At 43.8% G+C, this 16,190-nt stretch carries 12 protein-coding genes; 6 read left to right on the top strand and 6 right to left on the bottom strand.

Annotated features, from left to right (window positions below; genetic code table 11):
* The first annotated feature begins 15 nt into the window (after positions 1-15).
* The 3 genes from ACXAFM_RS04230 (at position 16) to ACXAFM_RS04220 (ending at position 3,115) form a co-directional block, all read left to right on the top strand.
* Positions 16-891 carry an EamA family transporter gene (locus tag ACXAFM_RS04230; RefSeq protein ID WP_474827208.1) on the top strand — a complete coding sequence of 292 codons (876 nt, stop codon included), beginning with the start codon at positions 16-18 and terminating at the stop codon, positions 889-891.
* A 142-nt stretch (positions 892-1,033) separates the two neighbouring features.
* A complete protein-coding gene (locus tag ACXAFM_RS04225) occupies positions 1,034-2,017 on the top strand; it encodes an MBL fold metallo-hydrolase (protein WP_474827206.1) in 984 nt (327 codons plus the stop codon).
* A gap of 165 nt (positions 2,018-2,182) precedes the next feature.
* Complete coding sequence (locus tag ACXAFM_RS04220; protein ID WP_474805405.1) at positions 2,183-3,115, top strand: exopolyphosphatase; 933 nt, start codon at positions 2,183-2,185, stop codon at positions 3,113-3,115.
* Between the two features lie 51 nt (positions 3,116-3,166).
* Here the strand turns inward: ACXAFM_RS04220 and ACXAFM_RS04215 are convergent, their stop codons facing one another.
* The 6 genes from ACXAFM_RS04215 to ACXAFM_RS04190 all read right to left on the bottom strand — a co-directional run bounded on the left by ACXAFM_RS04215 (position 3,167) and on the right by ACXAFM_RS04190 (position 9,654).
* Positions 3,167-4,015 carry a LysR family transcriptional regulator gene (locus ACXAFM_RS04215; protein ID WP_159117926.1) on the bottom strand — a complete coding sequence of 283 codons (849 nt, stop codon included), beginning with the start codon at positions 4,013-4,015 and terminating at the stop codon, positions 3,167-3,169.
* Between the two features lie 93 nt (positions 4,016-4,108).
* The gene (locus tag ACXAFM_RS04210) at positions 4,109-5,425 is read right to left on the bottom strand and encodes a sugar MFS transporter (protein ID WP_474833539.1); all 1,317 of its coding nucleotides are present in this window, start codon (positions 5,423-5,425) and stop codon (positions 4,109-4,111) included.
* A 121-nt stretch (positions 5,426-5,546) separates the two neighbouring features.
* On the bottom strand, positions 5,547-6,674 hold the full coding sequence (gene nagA / locus ACXAFM_RS04205; protein WP_474833536.1) for an N-acetylglucosamine-6-phosphate deacetylase: 1,128 nt from the start codon (positions 6,672-6,674) through the stop codon (positions 5,547-5,549).
* A gap of 2 nt (positions 6,675-6,676) precedes the next feature.
* Positions 6,677-7,678 carry a glucosamine-6-phosphate deaminase NagB-II gene (gene nagB-II / locus ACXAFM_RS04200; RefSeq protein WP_474833533.1) on the bottom strand — a complete coding sequence of 334 codons (1,002 nt, stop codon included), beginning with the start codon at positions 7,676-7,678 and terminating at the stop codon, positions 6,677-6,679.
* Between the two features lies 1 nt (position 7,679).
* Complete coding sequence (locus ACXAFM_RS04195) at positions 7,680-8,558, bottom strand: glucosamine kinase nucleotide-binding domain-containing protein (RefSeq protein WP_474833530.1); 879 nt, start codon at positions 8,556-8,558, stop codon at positions 7,680-7,682.
* A 10-nt stretch (positions 8,559-8,568) separates the two neighbouring features.
* Positions 8,569-9,654 (bottom strand): acyltransferase family protein, encoded by a 1,086-nt coding sequence (locus ACXAFM_RS04190; RefSeq protein ID WP_474833528.1) that lies wholly within the window; start codon positions 9,652-9,654, stop codon positions 8,569-8,571.
* Between the two features lie 201 nt (positions 9,655-9,855).
* Between ACXAFM_RS04190 and ACXAFM_RS04185 the strand changes: the two genes are divergently transcribed.
* The 3 genes from ACXAFM_RS04185 (at position 9,856) to ACXAFM_RS04175 (ending at position 16,023) form a co-directional block, all read left to right on the top strand.
* Entirely contained in the window at positions 9,856-10,890 is a 1,035-nt protein-coding gene (locus ACXAFM_RS04185) for a LacI family DNA-binding transcriptional regulator (RefSeq protein WP_474827193.1), read from the top strand.
* A 205-nt stretch (positions 10,891-11,095) separates the two neighbouring features.
* Positions 11,096-13,741, top strand: a complete 2,646-nt coding sequence (locus ACXAFM_RS04180) for a TonB-dependent receptor (RefSeq protein WP_474833524.1) — start codon at positions 11,096-11,098, stop codon at positions 13,739-13,741.
* Between the two features lie 59 nt (positions 13,742-13,800).
* Positions 13,801-16,023: an alpha-N-acetylglucosaminidase gene (locus tag ACXAFM_RS04175; protein WP_474833522.1), complete on the top strand. Its 2,223-nt coding sequence runs from the start codon at positions 13,801-13,803 to the stop codon at positions 16,021-16,023.
* Positions 16,024-16,190 lie beyond the last annotated feature (167 nt).

Here is a 16,190-nt window from a genome sequence, read left to right as displayed (position 1 = left end):
GGTAAAGCAACGCTAATGAGTTGGGTTTTATTTACATTGGGCGCGGTTATCATGCAAACCGTGCGTAATGCGCTGCAAAGCAGACTAAGTGGTTCAGTTAACACCTCGGGCGTTACGCTATCTCGTTTTATCTTGGCTCCGCCCATAGCCCTTATTTATTTGCTTACGCTCTACAGCACTAGTGCCAGCCAAATACCGCAATTTACGGGCCCATTTATCACAGTGATCTTGTGTGCTTCACTGCTTCAAATAGCGGCCACTTCTTTAATGGTGATTTTGTTTAAGCAAAAGAACTTTGCTATTGGAGCAGGCTTGGCTAAAAGTGAAGCTTTAGTGGCGGGTGTGGTAGGCATGCTGTTTTTTGGTAGTTACCTAACACCCCTTGGGTGGGCAGGCATAGTCATAGGTGGAATAGCTGTATTTGTGCTAAGCAGCGGTAACCGACTTCATGGTATTAGTGTGAAAACCATGGCTATCGGTCTAGCTTGCGGTACTTGCTTTGCGCTGACATCACTTCTAGTGCGTGAAGCTAGCCACATGCTTAATATTCAGCATACAGTAGCCGCAGCATGGGTCTTATTATGGGTGCTCTGCGTTCAGACGGTTGCTTTAAGTTCATACATAGCATTAACCAAACCCTTCGTGTTTAAGCAACTAGTGAGCGCTAAGAAACAGGTGCTAGCGATAAGTACAGTAAGCTGTTTAGGCTCAATATGCTGGTTTACAGCTATGGCGCTACAGCATGTGGCGTTGGTGAAAACACTGGGGCAACTAGAGGTGTTGCTCACTTTAGTACTCTCACATTATTGGCTAAAAAACACGGTTACAAAACGCGAAATTATTGGGCTGCTGTTAATTGGCGTTGCGGCTATTATGGTGATGTGGGCTTGATGTTATGTAGCTTGTCTTTCTTGTTTTTTGCTTAGCTTTAAAAAGGTAAGAAACAGATATTTTTAATGGGAATAAAAAAATTTTGAAACATCTATTGGGTCTTTTAATTTTCTCAGCGTTAAGCGCTTGCAGCACTGCTTCAGTGAGTGATAGGGAAACGGAATATAACGTTACTGTTGAAACAAAAAAAAGCGATGTAGAACCGGCATTTCAACTTGTTACATTGGGCGATACTGGCGGTATTAAAGACGGTAATTTGAGCGCATTTTTACTGCGAAGTTTAGAAGAGGAGCGCTATGTTGCGCTAGACGCAGGAAGCATAGTTAACGGTATTGATGTTGCGTTGAAAGAAGGGGCTTTTAGCGGCTTAAAAAGTAAGCCCGACGAAAACCTGCGAGCTAACGGCAACGTACTGCATAATCACGTTGCTGCATATCTGATTAGCCATGGTCACCTAGATCATGTAGCCGGGTTACTCATAGCTTCACCAGATGACAACAATAAACCCATCTATGCCCTAAAGTCAGTAAACGACACCATGGAGGCAACCTACTTTAATTGGCAGGCATGGGCAAACTTTACCAATCGAGGTGTAGAGCCAAAGCTGAACAAGTACGATGTTATCGATCTGGCTCCGCAACAAACCACTTCAATTAAAGGCACGAATTTAACTGTCACGCCTTTTAGTTTAAGCCACCCTTTAGAGTCGACGGCTTTCGTTATTGAAAGTGACAACGATATGTTTGTTTACTTTGGTGATACTGGCCCGGACGATGTCGAGAAAGAAGGCAAGTTAGCCGAAATATGGCGCTATCTTGCACAGCAAATGCGAAACAAAACGCTAAGAGGCATGGTTATTGAAGTGTCTTTTGATAACAGTCGCCCTGACAATCTACTGTTCGGACACCTTACGCCTAAGTGGTTGATGCAAGAACTTACTCGCTTCTACGAACTAGTTGAAGATAAAAGCCAGGTTCCAGACATAAATATTGTGATAAGCCATATCAAGTACAGTTTAAAAGCAGGAGAAAACCCGCGTTCTGTCATATCAAAAGAGCTAGAGCAGGCTAACAAACTAGGCTTTAATTTTATACTAGCAACACAAGGCCAATCGCTTATCTTCTAATAGCCTTTTGGAATAGTGAAGTAAGTAAACATTTGAGGAGTCAGGCCTTTAGTTATACTTTCGTCGCGTTTTACGACTTTGTAATCAAAATCTATATAGGTAATCTCTCAAAATTTTTACTAGCTGTTACACTTACTTGATAATCGTTAATAAAGGAAACACGTGATGTCAGAACGAAAGTTTAGATTAGTTACCCGAAGTGATTTTGACGGGCTAGTATGTGCAGTATTACTGAAAGACTTAGACATAATTGATGATATTTTGTTTGTGCACCCTAAAGACATGCAAGACGGCAAAATAGACATCACCGAGAACGACATTACCACCAACTTACCTTACGTTGCAGGCTGCTATCTAGCCTTTGACCATCACCTTAGCGAAACCGTACGAAACGACAGCGATATCGAAAATCATATTATCGATCCAGAAGCGCCGTCTGCTGCCCGTGTTGTTTACGACTATTACGGAGGTGCAGATAAATTTCCTAATATCTCAGTAGATATGATGGACGCGGTAGATAAAGGTGATTCTGCGCAGTTTTCAAAAGAAGAAATTTTAGAGCCTACCGACTGGGTGCTTATGAATTTCATTATGGACGCGCGTACTGGGCTTGGCCGTTTCAGAGATTTTAAGATCTCTAACTACCAGCTAATGATGAAGCTAATAGATGCTTGTAAAGACCACAGTATTGAAGAAATACTGCAAATGGAAGATGTTGCTGAGCGCGTAAGTTTGTATCACGAGCACAACGAAATGGCGAAGGCACAAATTGCTAAGTGCTCCACCGTACACGACAACCTCGTTGTGCTCGACTTAACAGATCAAGAAACCATTTACGCTACAAACCGTTTTGTTATTTACGCAATGTACCCCGACTGCAATATCTCTATTCACAAAATGTGGGGGCTTAAAAAGCAGAACGTGGTTTTCGCGATTGGTAAGTCTATTACTAACCGCAGTTCAAAAACAAATGTTGGTGAGTTATGTTTGAAGTACGGTGGCGGCGGTCATATGAACGCAGGCACGTGCCAAGTTGAAACCAGCAAAGCAGAGACTGTGCTTGCTGAGATTATCGACACCATCACAAGCGACGGCTAACGCAAATTAGCATACGGGTGGAGGGGCAGAAAAAGTACTCTGACCCCTTTTTTACTGGGTTAGCCGCACTTTAAAGAATTCGGCGAGGGTTTTACTTATTACCGGATGCTGGGTGTCTTGGTTAAATAAGCAAATATTGACCTTTCCCAACTTAGGCAGATGCGGGTGGTTCAGTACGGCTAAATTAGCCGGTAGGCTCGATTTTGCTAATGCTGTAACACCAAGCCCTTGCTGAATGGCGGCAACCAAACCGCCTAAGTCGGCGTTGGTGTAGCTGATTTTCCAAGCAAACGTTTGCTGCTTTAGCTGTTCGATTACTCGGCTTCTATACATGCAGCCATCTGGCGCTAGCACTAGTGGAATGTTATTCCCCACTAACGGGTGAGACGTATCACCAACCCACACCACGTCATCTTCTAAAACAACTTCGCCCTCAGTTTCTTCATCTGGATTAACAAGTGCCAGAATTAAATCGAAGTGATCTCGTTGAGACGGATGAAGCAGATCGCGACTTAGCGCAGACGTTACCTCTAACGATACATCAGGGTAGCGCTTTGAAAACTCACCAATTAGGCCAGGCAGTAGCGTAGAGGCAAACTCGTTGGGGATGCCTAAACGTAATCTGCCGCTAAGTGGTGCAGGAGTGAGGCTTCTAAAAATGTTGTCGTTAAGTTCTAACAGTTCTTTCGCTTTTGGGTACAACCAGTTTCCATCGGCGCTAGGTACATGGCGCTGACCCACTTTAGTAAATAGCTTTCGGTCTAGCTGCGATTCAAGCTTTTTGATTTGCAAACTAATAGCAGGCTGAGAACGACCTAAAAAGTCGCCCGCCTTTGCATAGCCACCAAGTTCAATAACGCTAACAAAGGTGCGTAAAGTATCTAGAGAAAGCTGCTTCATTGTTAAAGATGGGTTCCGATATCACCATTATTAAACACATCAATCAAGAATACCACTTATGCGTATGTTAAACCCATCAAGTCGTCGCCTAAATTACCATTCTCTTAGACGCCACCCTTTCAGCGCATAGAAAAGAATAAAGGCATAGCAAGGTATCGTTGTCCAATAAGCATTTAAAACGCCGAAGTGGTCAGCCGCAAATCCGAATAGTAACGGAATAATTGCTCCTCCAGCTATACCCATTATCAAGAGTGCAGAACCGCGAGCAGTGAATTTACCTAGCCCCTCTAATGCTAGAGGCCAAACTGCAGGCCAAACAATGGCGTTAGCAAGTCCCAAAAGTGCAATAAGAGTAATAGGATCAGGAAGCGTTGCAATACCTGTCCAACCCCACAGAAAACTTGCAAAGACGTGGCTTTCAGCGTTAGTGAACGGTATACCGATTGACAAAACAATACCTAAAACTGAAGAGAGAGTAAGTAATTGGTGCTGAGTGCAAATTCGGGGCACAAGCACTAAACCAAGGCTGTACCCAATGACCATAAAAAACATGGTGTATGACGTGAGCCCTAGTGCTCCCGGAACGCCAAGTTGCGAGCCCGCTAGGCCAATGGTATCTCCGGCAACAACTTCTACGCCTACATAACAAAAAAGTGCAATTACACCTAATACTAGCTGAGGGAATTGTAATACTGAGCCTTTACCTTTTCCGTATTCAGCGAGTTTTTTATCCTCAACATCAAGGTCCAATTCAGGCAAGCCAGAAAAACTTAGCGCAACAGCAAGTAATACTAACGCTGCGGCCATACCTAAGTAGGGCAATACAAGGCTTTGTGCTAATTGCTGTATTTGTGCACTACGCTCAGCTTCTGGCAATGCAGCGATACTTTGTTCGGTGATACCTGATAAGTCACCGAGTACAAGAGCAATAAACACCATTGGTGCGAGCCAGCCAGCTCCTTTATTCAGTAGCCCCATAATTGATATTCGTGCTGCCGCACTTTCTGACGGCCCAATTTTTACTAAATATGGGTTTGATGCGGTTTGTAAAATAGTTAAACCGGAACCGACGATGAACTGAGCTGTAATAAATAATATGAATGTTTGCGTTTTAGCGGCAGGAACAAATAAACAGCACCCTGCAGCAATCAGTAAAAGCCCGAAAGTCATGGCGTTTTTATAGCCCAATTTATTGAGCACGAATGACATAGGAAGTGCCATAACAACATATGCGATATAAAAACTAAACGCGATTAGCAGTGCTTCTGTTCCGTTCAAATTGCAAACAATTTGCAAGAAGGGGATGAGTGCTCCATTTAACCATGTGATAAAACCAAAAACGAAAAACAATGTGCCGATTATTGCCATAGGGAGTATCGTCGACGGGGGGGATTTAACTGCAGTTTGCATCACGTTACCTTCTTATAATGTTTTTATTTCACTGTATTGCTTACTTAATATTTTAATTTTTTGTGAGTACGTATTATCTATTGTTCAAAAGAATACCGGGCTATGCATATTAGCTGCATACCTACCGGACGACTTCGCCGTTGCGCCAACAGCGTGTCACCCTTAAGTCTTTATTTAGCGTTATGAAGTTAGCGAAAGAACCTGTGCGTAACGTTCCAATGTTCGCGTCGCTTTTTATAAATGAAGCAGGGGTCGATGTTGCCATTTTCAATGTTGCTTGCAGGTCAATACTCAGGTCGAAATGCGTATGCTGGATGGCCTCTTCCATCGTTAATAGCGAACCCGCCAAGGTACCGTCGTTAAGACGAAGTGCATTATTTTTACGTATGACTTTTACGCCTTGATAAACGAAGTGGTCGACGTTACTTGCTGCCGGTGCCATAGCATCGGTTACCAGCATTAAGCGTTCATCACCTTTAAGCTTTATCGCTAGCTTTGCTGACACAGGATGAACATGATGATGGTCAACGATTAGTCCGCAATAGACGTCATCTCTGTAAAGTGAGGCCCCAACCACACCAGGCTCTCTGCTGGTAAACGGTGACATGGCATTGAAAAGATGTGTAGCACCGGTAGCCCCCGCATCAAAAGCGGCAAAGCAATCGTCGGAGGTGGCGTTAGTGTGACCTATAGACACAATTACGCCTGCATTGGTTAGGGTCTTAATATCTGAGGGCGAGACCGCTTCTGGTGCTAGCGTGACAATTACTTTACCTAGATCATTTCGAGTAAATAAGGCCAACTCTTTGTCGCTCAGTGATCGGATGTGCTTCGAACTATGCATGCCCTTTTTGGTTGTGCTGAGGTGAGGCCCTTCAAAGTGGACACCCGGGATAGCGCCTGGATCCCATTTGTGACCTAACGCTATAGCGTCAGCGCCTTTATTCATAACGCCGATGTCGTCAGTAATAATGGTTGGCATTAAGCTGCCCGTACCCACTTTTAAAAAGGCCTCTGCCATTTGCTGAAGCGTAGACAGTGTGGGCGTTTCGTTAAACTGAACGCCGCCTCCACCGTTTACCTGAACATCTACCATGGCGGGTATGACTAGCTCATGGATGACCTCAGCATTGCTATCATCCACGCTGCCTGCGCAGAAAGCGGACACTCGGTTGTTAATCACTTCAAAGCGCACGTTCGAATGAAATGAAAAGCCGTCAAAAAGGAGTTTGGCAAAATAAGATTTCATTGCTAGAGGGTTTCCGTTACTTTTTTAAGTCCTATAGGGCTGTCTGGATCCATATCCATATCGCGCGCAGCTTTTTCAATATCTAAGTAAAAACGTTGCATAACAATGAGCGCCGATGTGAGAGGATGCACGTCCAATGGTACCTCAAATAAAGGGAAAACTTGTGCTCCTCTGTGGATCACTTCTTCAATTTGTGACTTATGTACAGCACTTGAAGCGTCAGGAATATGGGCATCGATAATAGCTGTTTTGCGGTTTAGAAGGGATATGGGCCCGTGAAGAAATTCCGCGCTACTGAAAGCCTCAGCCTGTATTCCACAGACTTCTTTCATTTTAAGCGCTATTTCTCTGGATATGGCGTAACCGAAAGCGCGGCCTAGTACAACGCATCGTTCAAGCGGAGCTAAGTGCTCTGCGGTAAGTACAAAGGGGGAACTTATTACCGACTCTAATTGTGTAGGTAGGGCAAGTAAAGCTTCGTGAAGATCGTTGAGTTTAGTGAAATTTGCAACAATGCTTAATAACGCATACAAGGTCGCCAGATAGCTTTTGGTGGCGGCAACGGCAATTTCTGGCCCGGCACAAAGTGGTATAAATATATCTACAATATCTTTAACTGGTGATGACTCATCATTTACCAGCGCAACACACAGCGCACCTTTTTCCTTTGCCATTTTGGCTTGTGCAAGTATATCTGGACTTCTGCCCGATTGAGAAATGATAAAAACCAGTGCTCTATTTAATCGAAGGGACTTGCCGAAAACGCTGTTTACCGATGGCGCGGCAGAAGCAACGGGCAGCCCCATTTCAGTTTCAATCAAATATTTTCCAAACACGCCGGCATGGTCTGAGGTGCCGCGACCAATAATATACACAAACTCTGGATCGTGTTTTTCTATCGCTTCAGATAATTTGTTATATATATGGCTATTGTTGTTTAGTTGTCGTTTCAGCACTTGCGGCGTTTCTGCTGCTTCAGACGCCATTTTGGTCACATAAGCCATATTAACACTCCTTTACCAGATCTTTTATCAATGAAATTGCACCAAATTCAGGTGAACACTTTGCGGGTTGTAAACGTTGTTGAATATTGTCAGGTAGCCACTCAGCCCATTGCGAAGACAAGCCACCAATCATTGATATGCGTTTAGCGCCGAGTTCCTCGAGTTGAGAAACGACACCTGAAAGGTACTGCTTTCCTTCGTTCACAATACTAAGAGCAACGGGGTCACTGCCGTTAGCACATTTCGCAACAATTGGCGCAAACTTACCGAAATCACTCGACTTGAAGTGCAGCGACTTACCAACTATCGCCTGAGGGTCGTTTGTACCAAGAGCTTCGCACATATCAGTAACGAGCCGAGAGGAAGGTACCAAGGAATCGAGTGCTTCAAGGGTGTATTGCAAGGCCTGCAGGCCAAGCCATGCGCCTCCCGCTTTGTCGCCTAAAGGGAAACCGTGGCCACCGATACTTGTTAAGTTGCCACTCAAGCTTGCAAGTGCTGAACTACCGGTTCCAGTTATTATAATTGCGCCGTCTTGACCTGCATGAGCGCCTAAACAAGCAATGTGTAGATCGGTGGTTATGTGTGTACGTTTAAATGGAAATATCCAACTCTGTGCAATTTCTCGATAACGCGTAACGTTTACACCTGCAAGACCTAGACAAACATTAAGATTGCTTATTTTCGTCGCTGACATTGAGGCTGCCTCTAATGCCAGTGTCGTAGCTTCGATAATTGAAGCGAACGCGGTGTCGGCTGATTGAGCAGGGTTGCATGGACCTGACAATCCTTCGCCAAGCAATTCGCCTTGTTCGTTTTCAAGTCGCGCTTTGCATTTAGTGCCACCGCCATCAACGCCTACAAAGTAATTCTGAGTCACAGATTCCACCTTAAATCTTTACGAAAATTTGTTTGCGATAGAGGACATATACAGGAATAAAACAAACGCTGAGAAACAGAATGACCCACAACGTTGCACTTATAAAATCACTTGCTCCCATATCAGACATAAATGTGGTGTAGCTGTTGTGAACGGATACACCGGCGATTTCCCAATCAAGTAGCTTCTCTATGATTACGTGCAGGATATATGCGGTGATCGCGTTAGCCCCAAAGATGGTGGCTATTTGAGTACCGTTTCTGAAGCCTTTAATATCGGTGTACCACATCATACAGGCCAATATCATGGCGCCTATGCCGCCGGTGGCTAATACAAATGAGCTGGTCCACGCCTGTTTGATGAAAGGAAAACCTAGGCTCCAAATACATCCTAGAGAAAAAGTAACAAAGCCGAATACAAATAAATTCATCACCGTGGTAGGTAAGTCGTCCTTGCCTTTAACTATAATCTGGCCAATGAGCATACCCATAATACCGGTAACAATGGCAGGAAAAGTACTTAGCAGACCTTCGGGATCCCAAGTACCACGCCACAGCATACCCGGTACAAATTGATCGAACCAGTTTATAATGTTCTCTCCACGAGCAAGATGCCCGCTAGGGAGGCCCGGGGCAGGAACCAATAGAATAAATACCCAGTACAGAAACAAGATACCAATGCCCACTTTAACCACGCTCTTTGGTTTGCAGTAAATTGCTAAATAACAGCAGGCAATATAAACAATGCCAATTCGCTGTAATACGCCTAGTAACCTTATTTGTTCGAAGTGGGTATAGAACAAATTAACAATGAGCCCGATCCCAATGAGCGTAAAGCCTCTTCTCCACACTTTTTTCAAAATACTGGTCAATTGTGGTGAAGATGAATCAATATTCTTGAACCCCAAACTAATTGCTACACCCACAATGAGAATGAAAAAAGGAAACACTAAATCGGCAAAGTTGATGCCTATCCAATGTGCGTGCGCGAGTTCTCCATAAGTATTCGGACTGTTTACTACAATCATTGCGATTATGGTGAGCCCTCGAAATACATCGAGAGACAGAAGTCGTGAAGATGTCGTGTTTGTTGTCATGTTTCTTGCTTTTTTTATATTCAGTTGTTTAACCCTAACCCTTTTCTTTAATCTATGTCAACGTTGTCATTGTTGTTTTTTTTAACCTTGATGAAATTGTATTAGTTATTCATTGGTTAACGAAGGCCAAGAAATTTGCTTAAACAGGGGGTTCACTTTATTCTCTCTAACACTCAATACCTTTCACCGAAAAAGAGTTTCATGAAAAAGCCAACTATTAAGGATGTCGCGAAATTAGCGGGAGTATCGTTTAAAACGGTTTCGCGAGTGGTTAACCAAGAACCAAATGTTAGTGAGTCGGTAAAGGAAAAAGTGCTTGAGTCAATAAAGCAGTTGAACTATCAGCCTAACCACACAGCAAGGGTAATGCGTAAAGCACCGTTTTCTCTTGCGTTTGTTTATGACAATCCCAACAGCCATTATGTGATTGAAATGCAAAATGGAATTATTTCTGAATGCAGAAAAAAAGGGTTTGAGTTAGTTATTCACCCCACCGATTCTCATTCTGATGAGGTAGGGAATGAACTTGCGGCTATGATTGGTTCAAATCAGATTGGCGGAATTATTCTCACCCCGCCATTGTCCGAAAATAAAGAGCTTGTTACATTTTTACTCAGTAGAGATGCTAAAGTAGTTAGGATCTTATCTGGCGAGCAACCCCCTGATAATCTAGCCCCGGTGTTGCATGTAGACGACGTGGATGCGGGATTTAAAATAACGCAGTATTTGCTGGATTTAGGCCACAGAGATATTGCTTTTCTTGGTTTTCATGCCTCGCATGAGTCTAGTTTAGGGAGAGTAAGAGGTTTTAAAAAGGCACATGAAGCAGCAAAATTGCCTTTTGATAAAAATTTAATCATTGATGGGGAGTTTACTTTCGAATCCGGCATGGATATGACTAAACAAGTACTTGCCATGCCCAAACGACCTTCCGCCATTTTTGCATGTAACGATGAAATTGCAGCGGGAGCTGTATTTATGGCGCGTCTTAACAACCTTAAAGTTCCAGAAGACATCTCGATTGTTGGTTTCGAAAACAGTCCCTTCGCCATGCAAACGTGGCCTCATCTTACTACGATCGACCAGCCTAACTTTGATATTGCAGCAACAGCTGCAGCAATGGTTATTGAAATGATGAAATCCAATGATATTCATGCTGTTGATTCAAAAGGGTTTTCTCTTGATGTAGTTGTAAGAGACTCGGCTTCTAATTATTCGCTTGAAAGCGTAGTTTAGCGTTTTCGTCTTACTGAAAGTTCATATTTTGGTCTACCCAATATCGTAGTAATAATTCCTTATTTTTTGTTGACAACGTTGACATTGGTTGGTAGCGTCAATGGCAGGTGATGAAAAAATCATCGTTAATAATAAGAAATAAAATTAATCAGCTGGTTGCCTAAAGCTGAACAACAACCACTACAAAGAAGATGGGAACCACATCATGAATAACGCTCGTCCAAAGAAAACGTTACTCGCCAGTGCTATCGTAGGCATTCTTAGCTCTCCTGCACTGGTTTTTGCTCAAGCTGCCTCAGACGTAAGTGATAGTGAAGTTGAACGTATTGACGTTACTTATCGTTCTAGTTTGGTCCAAGCTGCGGCACTAAAACGCGATGAAACGAAAGTTGCAGACATTATTACATCAGAAGATATCGGAAAGTTTCCTACCGAGAACATTGCTGAAGCAATCCAGCGAATCCCTGGCGTACAGATATCAAATATTAACGGTAGAGGTTCTACAATCAGTGTTCGCGGTTTAGGCTCCCAATATGCCAGAACTACCGTGAATGGCCAAACTATGGCGAGTGCGGATTTTACTGGTGGCTTTCGTTACGACATTATACAGTCTGAGCTAGCTTCAAGTATTTCAGTAATTAAATCTCCCAGTGCAGACATGGATACTGGTGGTTTGTCAGGTACTATTAATATCGATACTACGAAGCCACTTTCCTACAGTGAGCGTAAAGTTGTAGCTTCGGTTAAGGGGCAATATTCGGAATTCTCACCCACAGATGATGTGACCCCCAAAGGTAATATCACCTATATCGACCAATTTGCTGATGACACAGTAGGATTATTTTTAAACGCAGGTTATCAGGAACTTGACGACAGGGTAGATAACTTCTGGATGGGTAGGTGGTTCAGCGATGATGAAGGTAATGATATTCCTCGACGTCCGCGTTACCGCCGTATTGACCGCGAAACCAAACGCTATTTGATGAACGGCGCAGTACAGTGGCGTCCTAGCGATAATTTCGAAACAACGTTTACCGCAATTTATGCTGATGACGACACGGTACAAGATTTGAACCAGCAGGTTTTCTTGTTCGATCGCGACGATATCACGCTACTTGGTGAGCCGGTAAATGGCGTTTATAACCAAGTGCGTATTGACGACTTTACTCTTGAAAATAATCGCCAAGCTGAGGACAAACAGGCTACCAGTAAAGCGTTTACGCTTGAGTCAAAGTACGAGACAGAAAACTGGACTTTAGTCGGTGTAGCTCATTACACGAAAGGCGAGGCTGTGCATGCAGAAGAGGCGGTAATCTTAGCGACTACGGTATCTGCGAACATGGATATATCAGATCGCAATAACGTTATCTTCAATGTAGATGAGGATCTAACCGACCCGTCTTTATACCCTGCTGATATGCCAAGAAACGAGTACCCGAATGGTGCAACTCGATATATGGATTCTTCTGAAAGTGCACTTCAATTTGACGCAATTCGCGTGCTTGAAGGCGACTTCTTCACTGGTTTTGCTTTTGGAGGAAAATTCCGTAAAGAAGAATTCAATAGAGACGTTTTTCGTACGGATAGATTCGCCATTGGTGAAGCTGATCCAAGCGACCTTCCGTTAATGAGTGACTTTAACTATATGGTAACTGACTTCTTGGACAACCAAATGTCCATAGAGCATGGCTGGGTCGCGCCAGATATTCAAGCTTACCGAGATGCGCTTGTGGCCGAAGGGGTAACAGTTCCCACTTTATTCGCTGCTCAATCTTCATATTCAATAGAGCGAGATATCCTATCGGTTTACGGAAAAGTTGATTTCGAAAGTTACATCGGTGAAATGACGTTGAGAGGAAATATTGGTGGTCGTTATGAAACTACCGACAGGACGATCAATACCTATCTGACCGGTGAAGATAACCCGATTAACTCTGAAATCAGTTTAGTGATTGGCGAAACGGCATTTGACTACGATTACAACAATTTTTTACCTAGCGTAAACCTTGTGCTCGAATTGACAGACGAAGTACAAGCGCGATTTGCTGCTGCCAAGGTGCTAGTCCGTCCATTACTGACATCGCGCACACAAATTGCTGCCTCTGAAACGTCGGTAAATAATTCTTTCGGTACGCGTACTTACACTGTAGATCTTGGCCAGCCTAACATGAAAGCGCTGACTGCCGATCAAGCCGACTTAGGGCTAGAGTGGTACTACGGCGAGGGTAATAGCTTAGCACTCACTCTTTTTTGGAAAGAAATTAAGAACGGGTCGGTTTCTGAGTTTGTTTGCCCTGATAGCTACAATGACGTTGCGCTAAGTGGAACGCCGGAAGATTGTGTGGACACAGAAGGTAACATCTATGAAATCACCAGCACCTATAACGATGATAGTGGTACGACTATCAAAGGGTATGAACTAGGTTGGAACCAGAGCCTTGATGCATTGTTACCTATCGATGGTTTCGGTTTCTCAGCAAACTATACCTTCATCGATGCGGAAGATAGCGAAGACTTTGTGCTAACCAATTCGTCAGAAGAAACATGGAATTTCATCGGATATTGGGAGAACGACACCTTTAGTGCAAGGGTCGCAGTGAACAACCGTAGCCCTTACGTTCAAGATAACACTGATGCATTCTTTGCACGCGAGGGAAGGGTAGTCGACGGTAGAAATCAGGTTGATATTCTATTGAGCTATAACGTTACTGAAGCACTTAACCTTCGTTTTGGAGCACTGAATATCAATGGTAACAACGAAGAAGCCTATTTCACAGAAGAGAAGCCGGTGTGGCAAACGACAAGTATTATAGGCACTAGCTTTTATCTGAGTGCGGTTTACTCATTTTAAGACAATTATGCTGCGGGCAACCGCAGCATTTTTTTACGATTTTATCAGGATATTAAGCAATGAAGAAAACGTGGTCACTCTCGATAAGCGCATTGTGCCTAAGCTTATCTGCTGTATTAGCTGGCTGCGAACAGCAGCAAGAAGTCTCAGAAGTTGCATCTAAACCGTTAGACCCTCAGGTGAGCGCTGTTCTAGAGCGAGTTACACAGGGGCAAGTAAAAAATATATCAACGATTAAAGTAACTGATAAAGAGCCTGAGTGGTTTGAAGTAAATGTAATTGATGGGCAAGCGGAAGTGCTGGCAAATAGTCGTACCGCACTAGCGTATGGCGCTTATCAATACTTACGAGAACAGGGCGCTTTGTCAGTAAGTTGGGAAGGAAAGCGCGTTGCGTTCCCTGACGTGTTTGAAGACTTTGATGGTGCAAAAACAACAACCCCATTCGAACAACGTACTTATCTGAATGTTTGTGCTTACGGTTATACAACACCGTGGTGGGACTGGGAGCGTTGGGAGAAAGAAATAGACTGGATGGCGCTTCACGGAGTAAACAATCCTGTAGCAATGGAAGGGCAAGAATTTGTATGGCAAGCATTATGGAAGGATTTCGACGTTACCGATAAAGAACTAGCCGATTACTTTTCTGGTCCAGCATTCACGCCATGGCAACGCATGGGGAATATCGAAGGGCACGAGGGGCCTCTGCCGCAAAGTTGGATAAACAAAAAACATCAACTGCAAAAACAAATCCTCAAGCGCATGAAAGCGTTGGGTATGCAGCCCGTTGTACCTGCGTTTAGTGGCTACGTACCTAAAGCGTTTGTTGAGCGTTTTCCCGACGCCAAGGTTTATGAAATGCCACGCTGGACTGGATTTGAAAATGCTACCTATTGGTTAGACCCTGCTGACCCCCTCTTTAAAACAGTGGCTAAGCGATTTATTGAGCTTTATACCGAAATTTATGGTGTACAGGACTATTACCTATCAGACGCATTTAACGAAATGCTACCGCCGGTTTCTGAAGAAAACCGACACGCTGAGCTCGCATCCTATGGAAAACGCATCTACGAATCTATTGCGCAGGTTGCACCTGATGCTGTGTGGGTAATGCAAGGATGGATGTTTGGCGCAGACGAAGAATTCTGGGACCTCGCGTCTATCGAAGCGTTCTTAAAAGATGTTCCTGATCAAAAAGCTATGATCCACGATATCGGAAATGACAGATATCACGTGTGGCAGCGAACGGAAGGTTTCAAAGGCAAGCCATGGGTGTTTGGCTTCATTCACAACTATGGAGGTTCAGATCCTGTTTATGCTGGCTTCGCAGACTATGTCGAGCAGCTAGACGTGGTGACAAACTCTGATAAAAAAGGCGTGCTAACCGGGTTTGGTGTATTTCCCGAAGGGATCCATAACAATTCTGTGGCCTATGAATTTCTGTTCGATTTGCCTTGGAACGCCAAGCCCGATATGAAAAAGTGGCTAGCAAATTATACTAAAGCGCGCTATGGAAAGACTTCACCCGAACTTATCGCAGCATGGGAAAAGGTGATAAAAGGAGTGTTCTCTGTTAGCTATTGGAAAAGCCGCTGGTGGGAAGGCTCAGCTGGCGCGTACTTGCTGTTTAAGCGCCCAACAATCGACATTGTAAACTTTGATGGGCACCCGGGTAATTTAATGGCCTTAGACGATGGTATCTCACAGCTAATTGAACTGGCACCGTTGATGGATAATGCGTACCTATATCAGTACGATATTGTCGATTTTGTGAAGCATGCAGTGTCTTTGCATGTTGACCTTATGCTGCAAGAGGTGGTTAACGCGTATTCATCAAAAGACTTCGAACGTGGCGACGAACTTATGGCCTCAATTGACGTTGCCATCACTAAGCTAGACAACTTGCTAGGGTTTCATCAAGAAAGCCTGCACACGTGGTTAAGTGACGCCTCAGCTTATGGTGAGACTGCGCAAGAGTCTGCTTATTACGTAAATAATGCGCGCCTGCAAGTAACGCAATGGGGTGGACCAAAACTGAAAGATTATGCATCTAAAGCGTGGCAGGGTATGTACAAAGACTATTATTTGCCTCGCTGGAAAATGTACTTATCTGCGTACCGCATCGCACAGGAAGCTCAAACTCCGTTTGACGATGCTGCGCTGCAGGAAGCGCTGATAAACTGGGAGCGTGATTGGATAAATCAAACGGAAATTCCAACGCAATATACCCCTGAAACACCAATCGAAGATGCGCAAGCGCTTATGGAAACGATAAAGCGATAATAAAAATTGGTGTGTCCGCTCTGATCAAAAGCCCCGTTACCGACTTGAATACGGGGCTTTTTACATTTGTATATCTAATCCAGTTGTTCGAATACATTTGCTTTTTAAATGTATTGATAAAAATTTCCAATTTGTTGCATAAACGCTAGCTCACTATACTCAATCTC

The organism is Alteromonas sp. ABD4_190 (genome assembly GCF_056160105.1).
This window is presented reverse-complemented; position numbering and strand designations above follow the sequence as displayed.

What these genes read in the sequence shown, in the direction of transcription:
- ACXAFM_RS04230 (WP_474827208.1), top strand. Translation starts at nt 16, where the DNA reads ATGAGTTGGGTTTTATTTACATTGGGCGCGGTTATCATGCAAACCGTG.
- ACXAFM_RS04220 (WP_474805405.1), top strand. Translation starts at nt 2,183, where the DNA reads ATGTCAGAACGAAAGTTTAGATTAGTTACCCGAAGTGATTTTGACGGG.
- ACXAFM_RS04215 (WP_159117926.1), bottom strand. Translation starts at nt 4,015, where the DNA reads ATGAAGCAGCTTTCTCTAGATACTTTACGCACCTTTGTTAGCGTTATT.
- ACXAFM_RS04210 (WP_474833539.1), bottom strand. Translation starts at nt 5,425, where the DNA reads ATGCAAACTGCAGTTAAATCCCCCCCGTCGACGATACTCCCTATGGCA.
- nagA (WP_474833536.1), bottom strand. Translation starts at nt 6,674, where the DNA reads ATGAAATCTTATTTTGCCAAACTCCTTTTTGACGGCTTTTCATTTCAT.
- nagB-II (WP_474833533.1), bottom strand. Translation starts at nt 7,678, where the DNA reads ATGGCTTATGTGACCAAAATGGCGTCTGAAGCAGCAGAAACGCCGCAA.
- ACXAFM_RS04190 (WP_474833528.1), bottom strand. Translation starts at nt 9,654, where the DNA reads ATGACAACAAACACGACATCTTCACGACTTCTGTCTCTCGATGTATTT.
- ACXAFM_RS04185 (WP_474827193.1), top strand. Translation starts at nt 9,856, where the DNA reads ATGAAAAAGCCAACTATTAAGGATGTCGCGAAATTAGCGGGAGTATCG.
- ACXAFM_RS04180 (WP_474833524.1), top strand. Translation starts at nt 11,096, where the DNA reads ATGAATAACGCTCGTCCAAAGAAAACGTTACTCGCCAGTGCTATCGTA.
- ACXAFM_RS04175 (WP_474833522.1), top strand. Translation starts at nt 13,801, where the DNA reads ATGAAGAAAACGTGGTCACTCTCGATAAGCGCATTGTGCCTAAGCTTA.